Here is a 17540-nt window from a genome sequence, read left to right as displayed (position 1 = left end):
GCGCCCCCTAAGCGTTCAGCCGCCGTGGTTTACGGCTCGAACTTGTAGCCGAGGCCGCGGACCGTCACCAGGTAGCGCGGCGCGCCCGGGTCCGGCTCGATCTTGGCGCGCAGTCGCTTGACGTGCACATCGAGGGTCTTGGTGTCACCGACGTAGTCGGCGCCCCAGACACGGTCGATGAGCTGCATCCGGGTGAGCACCCGGCCCGCGTTGCGCAGCAGCATCTCCAGCAGGTCGAACTCCTTGAGCGGAAGGTCGACCTTGCCGCCGGAGACCGTGACCACGTGCCGGTCGACGTCCATCCGGACCGGCCCGGCCTCCAGGGCCGCCGGGGTGACCTCCTCCGGCTCACCCTGGCGGCGCAGCACGGCGCGGATCCGGGCGACCAGTTCGCGTGAGGAGAACGGCTTGGTCACGTAGTCGTCGGCTCCTATCTCCAGCCCGACGACCTTGTCGATCTCGCTGTCCTTGGCGGTGACCATGATCACCGGGACGTTGGACTTGTTGCGCAGCTGGCGGCAGACCTCGGTGCCGGGCAGGCCGGGCAGCATCAGGTCGAGCAGCACCAGGTCGGCGCCGTTGCGCTCGAACTCCTCAAGGCCGTCCGGCCCGGTGGCCGCGACCGCCACCTCGAAGCCTTCCTTGCGGAGCATGTACGACAGTGCGTCGCTGAACGATTCCTCGTCCTCGACAACGAGCACTCGGGTCACGGAAGGACCTCCGGGGCAGTATGGGGGGTTGTTGCTGGGATCGGGGTCGGGGTAGTGGCCGCGTACGCCTCGTAGGGCGGCGGTATGGGATGCCCGGCGGCGTCCGCGTCGGTGCCGGGGTCCCGGTCCGGGGCGCCCGCGTGCCGGTCACCGGGGTCATGCGGGGCACCCGCTCCGTGCGGGGCACCCGCGTCCCGGTCACCGGCGCCGTGCGGGGCGTCGGCGTCCGGGGTGCCCGCGGCGGCGGTACGGGGGTCGGGGGTGCGGTGGTCGCCGGAGCGGGGTTCCGAGGGCCGGGCGCTCGCGGCCTCCGGCAGCCGGAGGGTGAACGTGGAGCCCTGGCCCTCGGCGCTCCACACGGTGACCTCCCCGCCGTGCGAGGCCGCCACGTGCTTGACGATCGACAGGCCGAGACCGGTGCCTCCGGTGGCCCGCGAGCGCGCCGGGTCGACGCGGTAGAACCGCTCGAAGATCCGCTCCCGGTCGGCCTGGGAGATGCCCATGCCCTGGTCGGTCACGGAGATCTCGATCAGTCCCCCAGAGCCTCCGGCCTGGGAGGTGCCCCCTCCCCCGGGTGCCGTTACCCGGCGCCCGGCGATGCCGACCCGGGTACGGGCCGGGCTGTAGTTGACCGCGTTCTCCACCAGGTTGCCGAGCGCCGCGGCGAGCTGGCCACGGTGGCCCCAGACGTACAGGTCGGGCGCGCCCGCGGTGGCCATGGTTATCTGCTTGGCGTTGGCCGGGTGGCGGCAGCGGTCGATGGCCTCGGCGACCAGGTCGTCCACCGCGACCGGCTCGGCGTCCTCGAGCGGGTCGTCGTTCTGCACCCGGGACAGGTCGATGATCTCCTGGACCAGGCTGGTCAGCCGGGTGGCCTCGACCTGCATCCGGCCCGCGAAGCGGTTGACCGCCTCCGGGTCGTCGGCGGCGTCCATCACGGCCTCGGAGAGCAGGGAGAGCGCGCCCACCGGGGTCTTCAGCTCATGGCTGACGTTGGCCACGAAGTCCCGGCGCACCGCCTCGATCCTGCGGGCCTCCGTCAGGTCCTCGACCAGCAGCAGCACCAGGCGGGAGCCGAGCGGCGCGACCCGGGCGGAGACCGCCAGCGGCTCGCCGCGTCCGCTGCGGCGCGGCAGGTCCAGCTCGATCTGCCGTATCTCGCCGTCCCGCCGGGTCTCCCTGGCCATCTGGAGCATCTGGTCGACGGCCAGCCGTCCGCCCCTGACCAGGCCCAGCGCATACGCGGCCGAGCTGGCCTTGACAACCGTGTCGCCCTCGTCCAGCACCACCGCGGAGGAGCGCAGCACGGACAGGACGGTGTCCACACCCGGCGGCAGGACCGCTTCGGTGTGCAGCGAGGTACGGGTCGGACGCGCCTGCTCGCGCTCGCTCCAGCGGAAGGCCAGCACGGCGGCGGCGCCGGTGCACACCCCTCCGACGGCGCTGGCTGCGGCGATCGCCGCGTTGACGTCCATGTCGTCCAGATTAGGCGGGCGGAATGACTGGTCCACAGCCTTCCGAGGGCCGCCTCGAACACTCGTTGCCAAGAGTTCACCGTGGTGTCGTGGCTGGTTCATTCTGGGTGTCCGGCCGGGACGCGTGTACGAAGCACGGTTGGTGGCCGAGACTCGTACCGCCATACGGGCGCGCGGCTGCAAGAGAGGAAGACTGATGCGGGACGCCTACCACGAGGAGCTGGACTCGATCGGCGACGGACTGGTCGAGATGGCCCGGCTCGTCGGCTCCGCGATCGGGCGGGCCACCACGGCGCTGCTGGACGCGGACCTCAAGCTCGCGGAGAGCGTGATCGCCTCCGACGAGCGGGTGGACGACCTCCAGCGGGACCTGGAGAACCGGGCCATCGACCTGCTCGCCCGGCAGCAACCGGTCGCCACCGACCTGCGCATAGTCGTCACATCCCTGCGGATGAGCGCGGACCTGGAGCGGTCCGGCGACCTCGCCCGGCACGTCGCCAAGCTGGCCCGGCTGCGCTACCCGCAGTCCGCGGTGCCGCGGGACCTGCACAGCACGGTGCTGGAGATGGGCCAGCTGGCGCAGCGGCTGATGGCGAAGGCCGCCGAGGTGATCGTCTCGAAGGACGTGGACGCCGCCTTGCAGCTGGAGACGGACGACGACCGCATGGACGAGCTGCACCGCGCCCTCTTCCAGCACCTGCTGGACGACCGCTGGCAGCACGGCATCGAGACGGCCGTGGACGTGACGCTGTGCGGGCGGTTCTACGAGCGGTTCGCCGACCACGCGGTGTCGGTGGCGAACCGGGTCGTCTATCTGGTGACCGGTGAGCACGCCGACGAACTGACCTCGTCGCCGTCCTCCGCGGCGGACGGGTCCTGACCCGGCGGCGCGAGGCGCGGGCGGCGCTTTGCGAAACGTGCCGCCACGCGCCCTTGATGCGCCGGGGGGTACGAGCGTTCACTGAGCGCCAGTACGTGTGTTGGACACGTAGCTCAGGCGCCACGCCGAGGAGGGTGTTGATGAGTGGATGTTCGTGCGGTCCCGGTTGCACCTGCGGATGCCAGTCGGGCGGACCGTGCCAGTGCGGAGGGTCCTGCGGCTGACGCAGGAGGACGAACCCCATGACGAGTCGGCCCCGGCCAAGAAGGCTGGGGCCGACTCGTCATGACGCCCACACGACGGGCGGTTGCGGGCCCATGGCGGCTGCATCACCGCCCGGGGTCGGTTACGTTGATAAAGCACCTGGTCAGAAGGGGGTAACCAGCCGCAACCCACCGGGGACGCTCCATGACCGGCCTGACCGTCATCCTGCTGCTCGTGGTCCTGGCCACGGCCGTGGCGACCGGTGCCCGGCGTTGGAGCCTGCCCGCCCCCTCGCTCCTGGTGATCGCCGGTCTGGTGGTCGGGCTGATGCCCTGGGTTCCCGAGGTTCGGCTGCCGCCCCATGTGATCAACGTGCTGGTGCTGCCGCCGCTGCTCTTCGCCTCGGCCGGGGAGATCTCCGTCCGCGATCTGCGCACCGTGTGGCGGCCGGTGACCGGGCTGGTCTTCGGGCTGGTCCTGGCCTCGGCCTTGGCGGTCGGGTACGTCGCCCGAGCGATCACCCCGCTCACCGCCGTGACCGCGTTCATCCTCGGCTCCGTGCTGGCCAGCACCGACCCCGTCGCGGTCACCGCGCTCGGCCGACGCCTGTCCCTGCCACCGCGCGTGCAGGCCATGGTGCAGGCGGAGAGCCTGTTCAACGACGCCACGTCGCTGGTCCTCTACAAGGTCGCGGTGGCCACCGCGGTCTCCGGCAGCGCGATCACCGTGTCCGGGACCGTCGAGCAGTTCCTGCTCCTGGCGGGCGGCGGAGTCCTCATCGGGGCCGTGGTCGCCGCGGTGGTGATCCTCGTCCGCAGGCGGACCGAGGACCCCATGCTGGAGACCGTCATCGCGCTGGTCACCCCGTACGCCTCGTACGTCATCGCGGAGGAGTCGCACGCGTCCGGCGTGACCGCCGTCATCGTCTCCGGGGTCGCCCTCGCCAGCACCGGCCACAAGCTGGGCAACGCCACCATCCGCCTGCAGGTGCACGCCGTCTACGACACCGTGACCTTCCTGCTGGAGAGCGTCGTCTTCGCGCTCATCGGCCTGGAGCTGCCCTCCGCCGTCCGTCATCTCGCGCACGACGAGCACGGCTGGCCGCTGTGGGTGCCGGTGATCGCGTTCACCGTGCTGGCGATCCGCCTGTTGTGGATCTTCCCGCTGTCGGCCCTGATCCACTACCGGCACAGGGAAGGCGACAGACGCCTGTCCTGGCGCGTACCGGCCGTCCTGTCCTGGGCGGGCACCCGAGGCGTCATGCCGCTGGCCGCCGCGCTGTCCATCCCCCTGGCCACCCACACGGGGGCGCCGCTGCCACACCGGGCGCTCATCCTCACGCTCACCACCGGGACCATCGCGCTCACCGTCGTCTTCCAGGGATTCACCCTCGCCCCCATCGTCCGTCGCTCCGGCATCGCGCTGGAACCGGAGCACACCGCCCGTGAGGAGGCCAGAACCCGCCGGCACATCGCGCACGCCGCCCTTGAGGAGCTCAAACAGCTCGGCGACCTGGACCAGCTCGCCGAGCTGGGCACCGCCGCCGAGACCGCCCTGAAACAGGCCCGCCGCCAGCTGGAAGCGCGCATCCACCAGGCCGAGGACGCCCACTACACCGACCCGGACGCCCGCCCCGCCGACGCCTACCGCGAGATACGCCGAACCCTCATCGCCATTGAGGCGGCCGAGCTGCAGCGCCTCTACGAGGCCAACAAGATCAGCAACGCCACCCGGCGCAGGATCCAGCGCGAACTCGACCTCGAAGAAGCCAGCCTCCGCACCCGCGGCTGACCACGGGCCGACCCCGCTGCGCCCTGGCCCCTGGGCCTCTGGGTCCCCGGGTCCCCGGGTCCCCGGGGCCCGGCAACGAAAGAGCCAGCGCAGCGCACAGGCCCCCTCCCCACGGCGAAACCGCAGGTCGGGGGCCCGAGGACAGGGTGCTACTTCTTCTTGCCCTGGTTCTTCACGGCCTCGATGGCGGCCTTGGCGGCCTCCGGGTCGAGGTAGGTGCCGCCGGGGGTGGTGGGACGGAAGTCGGCGTCCAGTTCGTAGGCGAGCGGGATGCCGGTGGGGATGTTCAGGCCCGCGATGTCCGCGTCGGAGATGCCGTCGAGGTGCTTGACCAGGGCGCGCAGCGAGTTGCCGTGCGCGGCGACCAGGACGGTGCGCCCGGCGATCAGGTCCGGCAGGATGCCGTCGTACCAGTACGGCAGCATGCGGAAGACGACGTCCTTGAGGCACTCGGTGCGCGGCCGCAGCTCGCTCGGGATGGAGGCGTAGCGCGGGTCGTCGCTCTGCGAGAACTCGGCACCGTCCTCAAGCGGCGGCGGCGGGGTGTCGTACGAGCGGCGCCAGAGCATGAACTGCTCCTCGCCGAACTCCGCCAGCGTCTGCGCCTTGTCCTTGCCCTGCAGGGCGCCGTAGTGGCGCTCGTTCAGCCGCCAGGTGCGGTGTACCGGGATCCAGTGGCGATCGCAGGCCTCCAGCGCGAGGTTCGCGGTGCGGATGGCGCGCTTCTGCAGGGAGGTGTGCACGACGTCGGGCAGCAGACCGGCGTCCTTGAGCAGCTCACCGCCGCGCAGCGCCTCCTTCTCGCCCTTCTCGTTGAGGTTCACGTCCACCCAGCCGGTGAACAGGTTCTTCGCGTTCCACTCGCTCTCGCCGTGACGGAGCAAGATCAGCTTGTACGGAGCAGCAGCCATGGACGTGAGCCTAATCGAAATTCCCTGGTGCCAGCCCTCCGCCCTGCGTAAGCTACGCAAGCCGTAGGCGCCTATTACAGCGGGGGGATCATCATGCGTGCCGTCAGGCGTGTCGTCACCGAGACGGTGTCAGGACTTCCACGGGCCTTCTGGTGGCTGTGGACCTCCACGCTGATCAATCGGCTCGGCGGATTCGTGGTCACCTTCCTGGCCATGTACCTCACCCTCGACCGGGGCTTCTCCGCCACGTACGCGGGGCTGGTCGGGGCGCTGTACGGGCTGGGCGGCGCGGTCGCGGCGATCGTCGGCGGCGTGCTCACCGACCGCGTCGGGCGCCGTACCACCATGCTGGCCTCGCAGATCGGCGCGGCGGTCAGCACCGCGGCGCTCGGTTTCGTCACCCAGCCGGTGGCCATCGCGGCCGTCGCCTTCGCGGTGGGTGTCACCAGCAGCGCCTCCCGCCCCGCGGTGCAGGCGATGATGGCCGACCTGGTCCCGGCCGAGGACCGGGTGCGCGCCTTCTCGCTCAACTACTGGGCGATCAACATCGGTTTCGGCGTCTCCGCGGCGGTCGCCGGACTCATCGCGGCCCATGGTTATCTGTCGCTCTTCCTCGGCGACGCCGTGACGACGCTGTTGTGCGCGCTGGTCGTCTTCGTCAAGGTCCCCGAGACCCGGCCGTCAACGACGCCGCGGCACAACGCGGTTGACCAACCGGCGATCGGCCTGGGCCAGGTGGTGCGCGACGGCCGGTTCATGGCGCTGGTCGGGCTGACCTTCCTGATCGCCACGGTGATGCAGCAGGGCTCGACCACCCTGTCGGTCTCCATGGGCGAGGCGGGGCTGACACCCGGCCAGTACGGTCTGGTGATCGGCCTGAATGGCCTGCTGATCGTCCTGCTGCAGATCCCGGTGACCCGGCTGATGCGCGACCGCGGCCGGGCGGCGTTGCTGGCCAGCGCGGCGCTCCTGCAGGGCTGGGGGTTCGGGTTGACCTACTTCGCCGGGACGGCCGCCTGCTACGCGCTGACCGTGGCGGTCTGGACGCTGGGCGAGATCATATGGGCGCCGACGTCGATGGCGGTGGTCGCGGATCTGTCACCGGCACACGCCCGGGGTCGCTACCAGGGCATGTACTCGCTGGCGTGGTCCGCGGCCACGTTCCTGGGCCCGATGGCGGGCGGCGCGGCGCTGGACCGCTGGGGATCGGCCATGTGGCCGACGTGCGGACTGGTCGGCACGGTGGCGGCCGTCGGCTGCGGCCTGCTGTTGCGCCGCACGCCGGTACGCCCGGCGTCGGGCGCCGCTCCGGCCCGGGCCGCCACGCCGGGCGGCGCCGCACCCGCGGGTTCCCTGGACCAGGCCGGGACCTGAGCGGCCTGGGGGATGCCGGGCACACCCCCGCGCCGCCCGCACCGGACGGCGCGGAAACGCACCCGGCATCCCCGGGGCCGCCTAGACGTCCCGCGTCAGATGGGTGAACGCCTCCAGGTTGCGGGTGGACTCACCGCGGGCGGTGCGCCACGCGTACTCCCTGCGGATCGCGGACGCGAAGCCCAGCTCCAGCAGGGTGTTGAAGCTGCCGTCCGCGTTCTCCACCACCGCGCCCAGCAGTTGGTCGACCTGCTCGGCCGTCACCGCGGCCAGCGGCAGCCGCCCGACCAGATAGACGTCGCCGAGCCGGTCGATGGCGTAACTCACCCCGTACGTACGGATGTTGCGCTCCAGCAGCCAGCGGTAGAACGCCTCGTGGTTCTCGTCGGGGCGGCGCACCACGAACGCGTTCACCGAGAGGGTGTGGCGTCCGACGGCCAGTGAGCAGGTGGTCGACAGCTTGCGCGTGCCGGGCAGTTGGACGACGTACGTGCCCGAGGCGCCGTCCGGGGTGTCCCATTCGAGCCCGGCGTCCCTCAGCGCCTGCTCCACGGCCGCGCGGGCTGCGTCGTGCTCGCTCATGCCCTGATCGTAGGCGACCCGGCTACGCCCTGCGGCGGCGGGCGGTCGCGCCCGCGTACACGTCGGCGGTCGCCGCCGCGGCGGCGTCCCAGCCGAAAGCCCGGGCGTGCAGGGCCGCGGCGGCGCCCAGCTCGTCGGACAGCCGTGGCCGGTCCACGAAGCGGCGCAGCACCCGCGCGTAGTCCACCGGGTCGTGTCCCTGGACCAGGAAGCCGCTGTGTCCGTCCCGCACCGCGACCGGCAGGCCGCCTACCGCCGCCGCGAGCACCGGCGTGCCGCACGCCTGCGCCTCGACGGCGACCAGCCCGAAGGACTCGCTGTACGAGGGCATCACCAGCACGTTCGCCGCCCGGTACCAGTCGGCCAGCCGGTCCTGGTCGACCGGCGGCTGGAACCGTACGACATCGGCGAGGCCGAGCCGGGCGGCCAGCTTGTGCAGCCGTTCCGGCTTGGTCAGGCCGCTGCCGCTGGGGCCGCCGACGACCGGCACCACCAGGCGCTCGCGCAGCGAGGGGTCCTCGTCCAGCAGCACCGCGACCGCGCGGAGCAGCACGTCGGGGGCCTTGAGCGGCTGTATTCGCCCGGCGAACAGCGGAATCACCGCGTCCGGCGGCAGGCCGAGCCGGGCCCGGGCGGCGGCCCGGCCGTCCGCCGGGCGGAAGCGGTCGAGGTTCACGCCCGGGTGGACGACGGCGACCTTGTCGCGGGCGGCGCCGTAGTGCCGGACGAGTTCGTCGGCTTCCTCCTCGGTGTTGGCGATCAGCCGGTCGGCGGCCGCCACGATCTGCGTCTCGCCGATCACCCGGGCCGCGGGCTCGGGAGTGTCGCCTTCGGCGAGGGCGGCGTTCTTCACCTTGGCCATGGTGTGCATCGCGTGCACCAGCGGAACGCCCCAGCGCTGGGCGGCCAGCCAGCCGACATGGCCGGAGAGCCAGTAGTGCGAGTGAACCAGGTCGTAGTAGCCCGGCCGTTGCGAGGCCTCCGCCTGCATCACGCCGTGGGTGAAGGCGCACAGCTGGGCGGGCAGGTCCTCCTTGGCGAGGCCCTCGTACGGTCCGGCGTCGACATGCCGTACCAGCACGCCGGGCGCCAGCTCGACGACCGGTGGCAGGCCGCCGGTGGTGGCGCGGGTGAAGACCTCCACCTCGATGCCCAGCTCGGCCAGGCGCCCGGCCAGCTCCACGATGTAGACGTTCATGCCGCCCGCGTCGCCGGTGCCGGGCTGGTGGAGCGGGGAGGTGTGGACACTGAGCATCGCGACCCGGCGCGGGACGCCCGCACGGCGCCGTCGGTGCAGGTGTGCGCGGGCACGCAGACGTTGCGCGCCCAGCCGGGGCACGTGGGCCACCTGGTGGTTCACCGTACGGTGCCTCCCTCGGTCCTTTTGTGTCTGTGGTGTAACGGCGCGAGCGGGGGCGGGCATTTCCGCTTTGCCAAGTCGTTATCAGCGCGGCGGCGCCCGGCCGCCGCCGGTAAGGGGCACAGGGGCGGCCAATTACCCTGAAACGTCAGCCCCGCCACGCCCCGCACCCGAAGGCCCCCATGAACCCCATCGGCACCGTCACCCGGGGGACCACCAACCCGAACCGCCTGCGCCGCATGGACCGCTGGATAGCCGCCACCTTCGGCGCCGCCCTGCGCCGCGCCGACGACCCGGTGGTCGTCGACCTGGGCTACGGCGCCGCCCCGTGGACGGCCGTCGAACTGCTCTGCAGGCTGCGTACGGTGCGCGCGGACACCGAGGTCGTGGGCGTCGAGATAGATCCCGAGCGGGTGACCGCCGCCGCCCCCTACGCGCGGCATGGGCTGCGCTTCGTCCGCGGCGGCTTCGAGGTTCCGCTGCCCGCCGGACGGCGTCCGGCGCTGATAAGGGCGGCGAACGTGCTGCGGCAGTACGGCGAGGCGGAGGTGGCCGCCGTCTGGGCGCGGCTGTGCGGTCGACTGGCGCCGGGCGGGCTGCTGGTCGAGGGGACGTGCGACGAGATAGGCCGCCGCCATGTATGGGTGGCGCTCGGTCCCGAGGGGCCGCGCACGGTGACGTTCGCCACCCGGCTGGGTTCGCTTCAACGGCCGTCCGATCTGGCCGAGCGCCTGCCGAAGGCGTTGATACACCGCAATGTGCCGGGTGAGCCGGTGCACGCGTTCCTCACCGAGTTCGACCGCGCGTGGGCGGCCGCCGCGCCCTTCGGGGCGCTGGGCGCCCGGCAGCGCTGGATCCGTTCCGCCCAGGCGCTGCGGGCGGCGGGCTGGCCGCTCACCGACGGCCCGGCGCGCTGGCGGCAGGGCGAGGTGACGGTGCGCTGGGACGCGCTGGCTCCGGCGCGGCCGTTCATTCCGACCCAACGGGGCTGAACCCCGCGCGCGTCTGTCGCATTGCGCCCCCCTGTGGCACCATCCGCACGAGGTGACGGCTCGTCAGATTCGAGGTGGCCCCATGCGGTTGCGGGCGGCGGCGGTGGCGTCCACGGTGCTGGTGTGCGCGGCAGGCCTGCTCGTCGCGCCGGGCGACGCGCAGGCGGCGAAGCCGAAGTCGCTGGCCGAGGTACGGGACCAGGTCGACCAGCTCTACCGGCAGGCGGAGGCGGCCACCCAGGCGTACGACGCGGTCACCGAGCGGATCGGCCAACAGCAAGCGGATCTGGTCACGTTGGCCCGGGCGGTGGTCGCCGCACAGTCGAAGCAGGCCCAACTGACCCAGCGGCTCGGCGCGTTGGCCAGAGCCCAGTACCGCACCGGCGGCGGACTGCCGTTCGCGGCGCGGTTCCTGCTCTCCTCCGACCCCCAGTCGTTCCTGGACGGCGCGCGCCTCGCCGAGAAGGGCGCACAGGCCGCCACGGCCACGTTCACCGCGCTGCGGACCACCAGGAGCGAGCTTGAGGGTTACGCGAACACCGCCACCAGGGAATGGGAGAGCCTGACCGCCGAGCAGACCAGCAAGGCCGACGCGAAGCGGCAGATCGAGCAGCGACTGGCACGGGCCCGCGCACTGCTCGGCACGCTCCAGGCCGGACAACGCGAGCGGCTACAGCGGTTGGACGAGGAGGCCGCCTACCGGTCACAACTGGGCTGGCTGAAAAGCGACGTTGGCGCGGAGCTCGGCCGCGCCGCGGGTACGGCCGACGCGCTCGCCGCCCGGGCGGTGGCGTTCGCGTCCGCCCAACTGGGCAAGGCGTACGAATGGGGTGCGCAGGGGCCGTCCACGTACGACTGCTCGGGCCTGACTCAGGCGGCGTGGGCGGCGGCGGGAGTCACGCTCCCGCGCACCTCGCAGGAACAGTGGGCCGGGCTGCCGCACGTTCCCCTGGGCCAGCTTCGGCCCGGGGACCTGATCGTCTACTACGCGGACGCCAGCCACGTGGCGATCTACATAGGCGACGGCGCCGTCATCCAGGCCCCACGCCCCGGGCGAACGGTGGACATAGCGGGCGCGGGCTCCATGCCGATACTCGGCGCCGTGAGGCCCGGCTGACCCCGCGCGCCCCGCCCGGCTGACCGCACGCGCCCCGCCCGGCAGGGCGCGCAACTGGCGTGGGATCGCCAGCATCTTTGGCCACAGCGGCCACAACTAGCCCACCAGCCCCAACCCACCCATAACCCCACCCGTTTGGTCCCCCACGGCTTGCCCACAGGTCCCCGCCCGGGCAGCAGCGCGCCCACCGTCAAACTCGCCCGCGCCCCGCCGCCCGACCGCGCCCCGCCGCCCGACCGTGCGCCCAACCTGCCGCCACACCTGCCTCGGCGGAGCGCCCCACATCCAACACACAGGCACCGCCAGCATCTTCAGCCACAGAGGTCACAGCGCCCCACGGTCCGCCCCTCCGCCCGCCCCACATCCCCAACACACGCGGCAACACACCCCGCTGGCGCGTGATCTATCTCATGCCCGGATTCCCCCGGTGGCGCCCGAAATCCGCTTCCCACCTTTGGATATGCCACCGGCCAATCACCCGTACGCCCTCCCCGTGGGGCCTGCGCTGCCGCTATGGTCCCTGGCAGTGCCCAGCGACCGGCCCACCCCACATGGTCTGGACCTGGGACGGCGGCGCCGCCCCCACAGCGTCCGCCACACCCTCGGGGGAGGGAAGGAAGCACGCATGTCCGCCACCGGCCGATCCACCGACCGGCAGCCAGACCAGCGCCCCGACTGGACGCCCGACCAGCGTCCCACGGGAACGGCCACCATGCTCCCGCGCCAGCGGGTGTCAGAGCCGGTACCCGTGGAGCGGCCGGGCGCGCCGGTGCGGGCGCAGCAGCCGTTCACCCTGCTCGTCGTCGGTGACGACCCCACCGGCAGCCTGGCCGCGGCCGACCTGCTGGACGCCGCCGGGCACCCGGTCCGCATCCGCCGCGCCCGCAACCTCACCGAGGCCGCGCGGCTGCTCACCGACGACGTGAGCTGCATCCTGCTCGACCTGGACATCGAGTTGGTCCCCGGCCACCCCAAGGCTGGTGGCCTGACCGCGCTGCGCGAGGTGCTGCGGATGGCCCCCACCACCGCCGTGCTCGCGCTGGCGGCCGGTGAGGATGACGCCGAGCTGGCCGCCGAGGCCGTGCGCGTCGGTGCGCAGGACTACCTGTTCCGCGACGAGTTCGACGCGTCCCTGCTCAACCGGGCGATGCGGTACGCCGTGGAGCGCAAGCGGGCCGACGTCGCCCAGCGGCAGCTGACCGAGACCCGGCTGCTGACCCAGGAGAACGCCCGGCTGGAACGCGGGCTGCTGCCGACCCCGCTGCTGGACGGCGCTGACGACCTGCGGTTCGCCGCGCGCTACCGGCCCGGCCGCAGCCGTGCGCTGCTCGGCGGGGACTTCTACGACGTGGTGCGCACCGCGGACGGGACCGTGCACGCGATGATCGGCGACGTGTGCGGGCACGGTCCGGACGAGGCGGCGCTCGGTGTCGAACTGCGCATCGCCTGGCGCGCGCTGACCCTGGCCGGGCTGAGCGGCGACGAGTTGCTGGGAACCCTGCAGCGGGTGCTGGAGCACGAGCGCCCGGACGACGAGACGTTCGCCACGCTGTGCACCGTCGACATCGCGCCGGACGGCCAGCGGGCCGGGCTGTGCCTGGCCGGTCATCCGTCTCCGCTGCTGGCCCGCAGCGGCCGACCGGTCGAGCTGCTGCCGTACGAGCACGGCGGCCCGGCGCTCGGGCTGCTGGAGCAGGCGGAATGGAACCGGCTCACGGTGGAGCTGGGCGGGGCGTGGAGCCTGATGCTCTACACCGACGGGCTGATCGAGGGGCGGATCGGAGAAGGCACCGCACGGCTCGGCAGCGACGGCATGCGGGAACTGGTCGACCGCCATCTGCGCACCGGACTGCGCGGTGAGGCGCTGCTGGACTCGGCGATGGACGAGGTCAGGGAACTCAACGGCGGTGAACTCACGGACGACGTCGCGGTGGTGCTGCTCGACCGCGGCTGACGGTCAACGCGGAACCCGGCGCTCCAAGCGGGCCAGGGCTCAGCGGCGGAACGGCCCGTACGGCCCGTCGCTGCTGCTGCCGCGCCTGCCGGGGCCGCGCCCCGACACCTCCTTGAGCGCCGGGCGTACGTCGACCGTGTAAACGATCGTGGCCACCAGCCCGATCAGCGGCAGGATCGACAGGATGGGGAACAGCCCCATCACCACGGCCGCGAGGCCGAGGATGATCAGCCAGAACGGCTTGGTGTTCTTGCCCGCAGCCCGGTACGCGTCCTCCCGGTGGATCGCCGCGTTGATGAACGCGACGACGGTGAACACCAGGAGGCCGGTCGAGACCCAGCTGAAGATCGTGTTGAACCCTTGGATCAGCATTCCGTCCACCGCCTTGTCGTCCGCCGACGGTCCCCTTCGCCGCCACGGTACCCGTACAACGGGCCGGGCATCGGGTACGTGCCCGACCCGTTGTCACACCCTTGTCACCACTGGGCGTCACTCACCCGGCTTGCCCTGCGTGGTCTTGCGCGGCGTGGTCTTCTTGGCGGCGGGCTTGCGGGCCGCGGGCCGCTCCTCGGTCTCCGGCTTGTGCTCCGGCTCCGGCTCGATGGCCACGGCCAGTTCCTCGGTCTGCTCGGCGGCCTCGCCGCGCCAGGTCCTGACCGCGCCGCGGCCCCGGTCGACCAGCTCGTTGTAGGTCTCCCCCGCCTTGACCGCGGTCTCGGCCGCCCGGCCCACCTGGCGCAGCGCGAAGTCCTGCGCGGTGTCCGAGAGCCTCTTCAGGTCCAGCTCGACCGCGCCGAGCCGCTCGGTGAGCTTGGCCTGGACCTCCTTGGCCTGCCGCGCCACCCGCTCCTGCACGGCCTTGGGGTCCGTGGCGCGCACCTTGTTGATCCGCTCCGGTGCCTCGTCGCCCAACTTCTCCAGCAGCGGCGGCACTTCGCGCAGTTTCTCTGCGGCGAGGTCAACTGCGCCCGCCACGGCGTAGAGAGGGGTCAGGTCGGTCAGTGCCTTGCGGACGTTCTCGGTGGTCACCATGAGGATCCTCCGTACGGGTTGGTGGCGTGTTCGTGGTGTTCGATTCGTGGGCGCCGATCAGGCTCCGGCGGCGATGCTGTCATCGCCGCCGGGCTTGTCCTGATTGTGCGGCTTTTCCTTCGCGGGTACGGGCTTCAGCGCACGCGTCCGCGCGGCGACCGTCTCCGCCACGGCGTCGGCGACCTTGGCCGCCGCGTTCTTCGCGGCGGCCTTCTTGGCGGCCCGCGCGGCCGACGCCTTCCTGGCCTCGGCGGGGCCGGCCGCCGGGCCGTCCGCGACACCGTTCTCCTTGCGGAACGACTCGTAGATCTGCAGCAGCACCTGCTTCTGCTTCTCGTTGATCGTCGGGTCGGTCAGGATCGCGGTGCGCACCTCGATGCCGTTCTGGTCGCGCTCGTCGAGGATCCCGGCCTGCACGTACAGCGTCTCGGCGGAGATCCGCAGCGCCTTGGCGATCTGCTGGAGGATGTCGGCGCTCGGCTTGCGCAGCCCGCGCTCGATCTGACTGAGGTACGGGTTCGACACCCCGGCGGCCTCGGCCAGTTGCCGCAACGACAACTGGGCACTGCGCCGTTGCTCGCGCAGATACTCACCGAGGTTCCCGACATTCAGCGACGCCATGCCACGACCGTGCCACACCAGCGCTAACTTTTGCAAGCAGTGCGCTTGCAACAGTGTCGTTTCAGCCGTGTGACGGACGCCCGCCCACCCCATCGGGAACCATGAAGCATGCGCCCGGATGACTGGCAGCTCACCGAAGACGTCGACGACTTCCTCGCCCGAGCCGGAGACTTCCTGCGCTCGCGCCCCGCCCTGCACACCATGCCGCTGACGGTGACCGAAAGACTGCGAACCCGCGGCGCGGACCCAGACGGTGGCCCAGCACACGTCTTCGGCCGCCTGGAGCGAGCCGGCGAGGTCCGCGCCACCTTCTACCGCACCCCGCACGGCCGCCTGAACCCAACCCCCCTCGCCCCCGAGCACGCCGACGCCCTCGCCGCCCACCTGGCCGCCCTCGGCCACCGCGTCACCGGCGTCAGCGCGGACCACAGCACCGCCACCGCCTTCATCGCGGCCTGGCAGCGGCACACCGGGGCGCTACCGGCACTCCGCGAGCGGCTGCGCCTGTACCGGCTCGGCACACTCGTCCCGCCGCGGCCGCTCCCAGCGGGCCGGGGCCGCCTCGCGGGCGAGCGGGACCGTGAGCAACTCATGCTCTGGTGCGGCGAGTTCGCCAGTGCCGTCGGGGAGGCCGTCTCCATGGACGCCAGCTCCTGGGCTGGCACGCGCTTCGCCGACAAGCGCTATACGTTGTGGGAGACCCCCGACGGCACTCCGGTCTCCATGGCGGGCGTGACCTCGATGGTCGCTGGCCAGATCCGGGTGGACCCCGTCTACACCCCGGCCCAGCTACGCGGGCGCGGCTACGCGGGCGCGGTGACGGTGGAGGTCAGCCGCGCCGCACTGGCCGCGGGCGCGACGCGGGTGGTGCTGTTCGCGGACGCGACCAACCCCACCAGCAACAGCCTCTACCAGCGAATCGGATACCTTCCGGTCACCGACTTCGCCGTCTACGACTTCTCGTGCGCCGCGCCGGAAGTCGGCTGAGAACTACGGTGTGTTCCGCCGACGCCCTCTTCCGCTGGATCCACCGCTCACCTCACCGGCTTACGGGCCAGGACGAAGGCCTGCGGGGTGCGTTCCGGGAACTCGCCCTCCTCGTCGCGCTCGCGCCGCAGGCTGGCGCGCGGGGCCAGCCCGGCCTGGGCCAGCAGTTCGGCGACGTGGTCCGGCTGGCGGCGGCGGAAGTCCAGCGAGACGGGCTCTCCGAACGCCTCCGACAGGTGCAGCGGCTCGTCGCCCACCTGGAACCCGAGCAGCACATGGCCGCCCGGCGCCAGCACCCGGTGGAACTCGGCGAAGACCTCCGGCAGTCGCTCCTCGGGTATGTGGATGGTCGAGTACCAGGCCATCAGGCCGCCCAGCGAGCCGTCCGGCAGGTCCAGGTCAAGCATCGAACCCACTTCGAACCGCAGCCCGGGATGCGTCCGCCGGGCCACCTCGACCATCCCCGGCGACAGGTCGATGCCGAAGACGGACACCCCCAGGCCGTGCAGGTGGGCCGTGACGCGACCGGTGCCGCAGCCGACGTCCGCGACCGGCCCGAGACCGGCGGCCCGTACCAGTTCGGCGAACCCGGCGAGCATCGCCCGCTCCAGCGGCTTGGCCGCGAGTTCGTCACCGAAGCGCTCGGCGTATTCGGTGGCGATGGTGTCATAGGACGCACGGGTGTCGCGCAGGAAGTCTGGTTCGGTCACGGCCAAGCACCCTACTGCGCGGAAACGTTCGACACCGGGGCGGGCCGCCTCACCACCGGTGACGGCTGACACGGCGTCACCGCTTCTCGCGGTATGGCTGGCCGGGCGCCCGCAGGGTAGCTTCACAGGATGGAGCTGCGGCTGATCAACACCGGTGAAGTCCGGTTGGCCTGCCGGGCGTTGGGGGATCCCGACGGGCCGCCCATGGTGCTGTTGCACGCACTGGGCGAAACCAGCAAGGACTGGAACGCGATCGCGGAGGAGTTCGCGCGACGCTGGCGAGTCTACGTACCGGACCTGCGCGGACACGGACGCAGCGACTGGCCCGGCAGGTACTCGTTCGAGCTGATGCGCGACGACGTGTCCGGGCTGTTGAACGCGCTGCGGCTGGAGCGGGTGACGCTGGTCGGGCACTCGATGGGCGGGGTGGTGGCCCATCTGTTCGCCCAAGCGCACCCGCAGCGGGTGGAACGGATGGTTCTGGAGGAGGTCCCCGCGCCCCATCCGCGAGAGCACAAGGAGGCCGAACGGCCGGACGGGGAGCTGGACTTCGACTGGGACGTGGTGGCCGCGGTGCACGCCGAGCTCGCCGATCCACCCCAGCGGTGGCGCACCGGCCTCGCCGCGATCACCGCGCCGACCCTGGTGATCGCGGGCGGATCGCGCAGCCACCTACCCCAGGACCAGCTCGCCCAGATGGCCCGGCTGATTCCGGACGGCAGACTGCTGACCATCCCGTGCGGACATCTGGTGCACGCCGAACGCCCGGAGGACTTCACGGCGGCGGTCCTCGGGTTCCTGCCGGGCGGTCGGCGCTGAACCAGGCGTCCAGCGGTCGAC

At 72.1% G+C, this 17540-nt stretch carries 17 protein-coding genes; 8 read left to right on the top strand and 9 right to left on the bottom strand.

Features of this window, described 5'->3' with window-relative positions; all coding sequences use genetic code 11:
* Nucleotides 1-29 precede the first annotated feature (29 nt).
* Both phoP and NON19_RS27970 read right to left on the bottom strand, forming a co-directional pair.
* Nucleotides 30-701 carry a two-component system response regulator PhoP gene (phoP, locus tag NON19_RS27975; RefSeq protein WP_504979620.1) on the bottom strand — a complete coding sequence of 224 codons (672 nt, stop codon included), beginning with the start codon at nucleotides 699-701 and terminating at the stop codon, nucleotides 30-32.
* A 5-nt stretch (nucleotides 702-706) separates the two neighbouring features.
* Nucleotides 707-2185: an ATP-binding protein gene (locus tag NON19_RS27970; protein WP_255931900.1), complete on the bottom strand. Its 1479-nt coding sequence runs from the start codon at nucleotides 2183-2185 to the stop codon at nucleotides 707-709.
* Nucleotides 2186-2381: 196 nt separating this feature from the next.
* On the opposite strand from NON19_RS27970, the gene phoU reads away from it, so the two are divergent.
* The gene (gene phoU / locus NON19_RS27965; protein ID WP_255931899.1) at nucleotides 2382-3065 is read left to right on the top strand and encodes a phosphate signaling complex protein PhoU; all 684 of its coding nucleotides are present in this window, start codon (nucleotides 2382-2384) and stop codon (nucleotides 3063-3065) included.
* 408 nt (nucleotides 3066-3473) lie between these two features.
* A complete protein-coding gene (locus NON19_RS27960) occupies nucleotides 3474-5060 on the top strand; it encodes a Na+/H+ antiporter (protein WP_255931898.1) in 1587 nt (528 codons plus the stop codon).
* A 149-nt stretch (nucleotides 5061-5209) separates the two neighbouring features.
* On the opposite strand, the gene NON19_RS27955 is transcribed toward NON19_RS27960, so the two are convergent.
* A complete protein-coding gene (locus NON19_RS27955; RefSeq protein WP_255931897.1) occupies nucleotides 5210-5971 on the bottom strand; it encodes a phosphoglyceromutase in 762 nt (253 codons plus the stop codon).
* A gap of 93 nt (nucleotides 5972-6064) precedes the next feature.
* On the opposite strand from NON19_RS27955, the gene NON19_RS27950 reads away from it, so the two are divergent.
* Nucleotides 6065-7345, top strand: a complete 1281-nt coding sequence (locus tag NON19_RS27950; protein WP_255931896.1) for an MDR family MFS transporter — start codon at nucleotides 6065-6067, stop codon at nucleotides 7343-7345.
* A gap of 81 nt (nucleotides 7346-7426) precedes the next feature.
* Here the strand turns inward: NON19_RS27950 and NON19_RS27945 are convergent, their stop codons facing one another.
* The gene (locus tag NON19_RS27945) at nucleotides 7427-7927 is read right to left on the bottom strand and encodes a type III secretion system chaperone family protein (RefSeq protein ID WP_255931895.1); all 501 of its coding nucleotides are present in this window, start codon (nucleotides 7925-7927) and stop codon (nucleotides 7427-7429) included.
* A 22-nt stretch (nucleotides 7928-7949) separates the two neighbouring features.
* Nucleotides 7950-9287 carry a D-inositol-3-phosphate glycosyltransferase gene (gene mshA / locus NON19_RS27940; protein WP_372514317.1) on the bottom strand — a complete coding sequence of 446 codons (1338 nt, stop codon included), beginning with the start codon at nucleotides 9285-9287 and terminating at the stop codon, nucleotides 7950-7952.
* A gap of 182 nt (nucleotides 9288-9469) precedes the next feature.
* On the opposite strand from mshA, the gene NON19_RS27935 reads away from it, so the two are divergent.
* The 3 genes from NON19_RS27935 to NON19_RS27925 all read left to right on the top strand — a co-directional run bounded on the left by NON19_RS27935 (nucleotide 9470) and on the right by NON19_RS27925 (nucleotide 13350).
* Entirely contained in the window at nucleotides 9470-10279 is an 810-nt protein-coding gene (locus NON19_RS27935) for a class I SAM-dependent methyltransferase (protein WP_255931894.1), read from the top strand.
* Nucleotides 10280-10361: 82 nt separating this feature from the next.
* Nucleotides 10362-11396 carry a C40 family peptidase gene (locus tag NON19_RS27930; RefSeq protein ID WP_255931893.1) on the top strand — a complete coding sequence of 345 codons (1035 nt, stop codon included), beginning with the start codon at nucleotides 10362-10364 and terminating at the stop codon, nucleotides 11394-11396.
* A 625-nt stretch (nucleotides 11397-12021) separates the two neighbouring features.
* The gene (locus NON19_RS27925; protein WP_255931892.1) at nucleotides 12022-13350 is read left to right on the top strand and encodes a PP2C family protein-serine/threonine phosphatase; all 1329 of its coding nucleotides are present in this window, start codon (nucleotides 12022-12024) and stop codon (nucleotides 13348-13350) included.
* Nucleotides 13351-13389: 39 nt separating this feature from the next.
* Here NON19_RS27925 and NON19_RS27920 read toward each other — a convergent pair whose 3' ends face one another.
* The 3 genes from NON19_RS27920 to NON19_RS27910 all read right to left on the bottom strand — a co-directional run bounded on the left by NON19_RS27920 (nucleotide 13390) and on the right by NON19_RS27910 (nucleotide 15003).
* Nucleotides 13390-13722, bottom strand: coding sequence for a DUF2516 family protein (locus NON19_RS27920; RefSeq protein WP_255931891.1), 333 nt, complete (start codon nucleotides 13720-13722; stop codon nucleotides 13390-13392).
* A 117-nt stretch (nucleotides 13723-13839) separates the two neighbouring features.
* Nucleotides 13840-14382 carry a hypothetical protein gene (locus tag NON19_RS27915; RefSeq protein WP_255931890.1) on the bottom strand — a complete coding sequence of 181 codons (543 nt, stop codon included), beginning with the start codon at nucleotides 14380-14382 and terminating at the stop codon, nucleotides 13840-13842.
* 57 nt (nucleotides 14383-14439) lie between these two features.
* On the bottom strand, nucleotides 14440-15003 hold the full coding sequence (locus NON19_RS27910; RefSeq protein WP_255931889.1) for a helix-turn-helix domain-containing protein: 564 nt from the start codon (nucleotides 15001-15003) through the stop codon (nucleotides 14440-14442).
* 108 nt (nucleotides 15004-15111) lie between these two features.
* Between NON19_RS27910 and NON19_RS27905 the strand changes: the two genes are divergently transcribed.
* The gene (locus tag NON19_RS27905) at nucleotides 15112-15990 is read left to right on the top strand and encodes a GNAT family N-acetyltransferase (protein WP_255931888.1); all 879 of its coding nucleotides are present in this window, start codon (nucleotides 15112-15114) and stop codon (nucleotides 15988-15990) included.
* A gap of 47 nt (nucleotides 15991-16037) precedes the next feature.
* Here NON19_RS27905 and NON19_RS27900 read toward each other — a convergent pair whose 3' ends face one another.
* A complete protein-coding gene (locus NON19_RS27900) occupies nucleotides 16038-16700 on the bottom strand; it encodes a class I SAM-dependent DNA methyltransferase (protein ID WP_255931887.1) in 663 nt (220 codons plus the stop codon).
* Between the two features lie 129 nt (nucleotides 16701-16829).
* Here NON19_RS27900 and NON19_RS27895 point away from each other — a divergent pair, with 129 nt between their 5' ends.
* Entirely contained in the window at nucleotides 16830-17519 is a 690-nt protein-coding gene (locus tag NON19_RS27895; RefSeq protein ID WP_255931886.1) for an alpha/beta fold hydrolase, read from the top strand.
* Nucleotides 17520-17540: the final 21 nt, after the last annotated feature.

The organism is Streptantibioticus rubrisoli (assembly GCF_024436055.1).
GTDB lineage: Bacteria > Actinomycetota > Actinomycetes > Streptomycetales > Streptomycetaceae > Streptantibioticus_A > Streptantibioticus_A rubrisoli.
Note: the sequence above shows the minus strand (reverse complement) of the source record. Positions and strands in the feature narration are given on the sequence as shown.

What these genes read in the sequence shown, in the direction of transcription:
- NON19_RS27970 (WP_255931900.1), bottom strand. Translation starts at nt 2,185, where the DNA reads ATGGACGTCAACGCGGCGATCGCCGCAGCCAGCGCCGTCGGAGGGGTG.
- phoU (WP_255931899.1), top strand. Translation starts at nt 2,382, where the DNA reads ATGCGGGACGCCTACCACGAGGAGCTGGACTCGATCGGCGACGGACTG.
- NON19_RS27960 (WP_255931898.1), top strand. Translation starts at nt 3,474, where the DNA reads ATGACCGGCCTGACCGTCATCCTGCTGCTCGTGGTCCTGGCCACGGCC.
- NON19_RS27955 (WP_255931897.1), bottom strand. Translation starts at nt 5,971, where the DNA reads ATGGCTGCTGCTCCGTACAAGCTGATCTTGCTCCGTCACGGCGAGAGC.
- NON19_RS27950 (WP_255931896.1), top strand. Translation starts at nt 6,065, where the DNA reads ATGCGTGCCGTCAGGCGTGTCGTCACCGAGACGGTGTCAGGACTTCCA.
- NON19_RS27945 (WP_255931895.1), bottom strand. Translation starts at nt 7,927, where the DNA reads ATGAGCGAGCACGACGCAGCCCGCGCGGCCGTGGAGCAGGCGCTGAGG.
- NON19_RS27935 (WP_255931894.1), top strand. Translation starts at nt 9,470, where the DNA reads ATGAACCCCATCGGCACCGTCACCCGGGGGACCACCAACCCGAACCGC.
- NON19_RS27930 (WP_255931893.1), top strand. Translation starts at nt 10,362, where the DNA reads ATGCGGTTGCGGGCGGCGGCGGTGGCGTCCACGGTGCTGGTGTGCGCG.
- NON19_RS27925 (WP_255931892.1), top strand. Translation starts at nt 12,022, where the DNA reads ATGTCCGCCACCGGCCGATCCACCGACCGGCAGCCAGACCAGCGCCCC.
- NON19_RS27920 (WP_255931891.1), bottom strand. Translation starts at nt 13,722, where the DNA reads ATGCTGATCCAAGGGTTCAACACGATCTTCAGCTGGGTCTCGACCGGC.
- NON19_RS27915 (WP_255931890.1), bottom strand. Translation starts at nt 14,382, where the DNA reads ATGGTGACCACCGAGAACGTCCGCAAGGCACTGACCGACCTGACCCCT.
- NON19_RS27910 (WP_255931889.1), bottom strand. Translation starts at nt 15,003, where the DNA reads ATGGCGTCGCTGAATGTCGGGAACCTCGGTGAGTATCTGCGCGAGCAA.
- NON19_RS27905 (WP_255931888.1), top strand. Translation starts at nt 15,112, where the DNA reads ATGCGCCCGGATGACTGGCAGCTCACCGAAGACGTCGACGACTTCCTC.
- NON19_RS27895 (WP_255931886.1), top strand. Translation starts at nt 16,830, where the DNA reads ATGGAGCTGCGGCTGATCAACACCGGTGAAGTCCGGTTGGCCTGCCGG.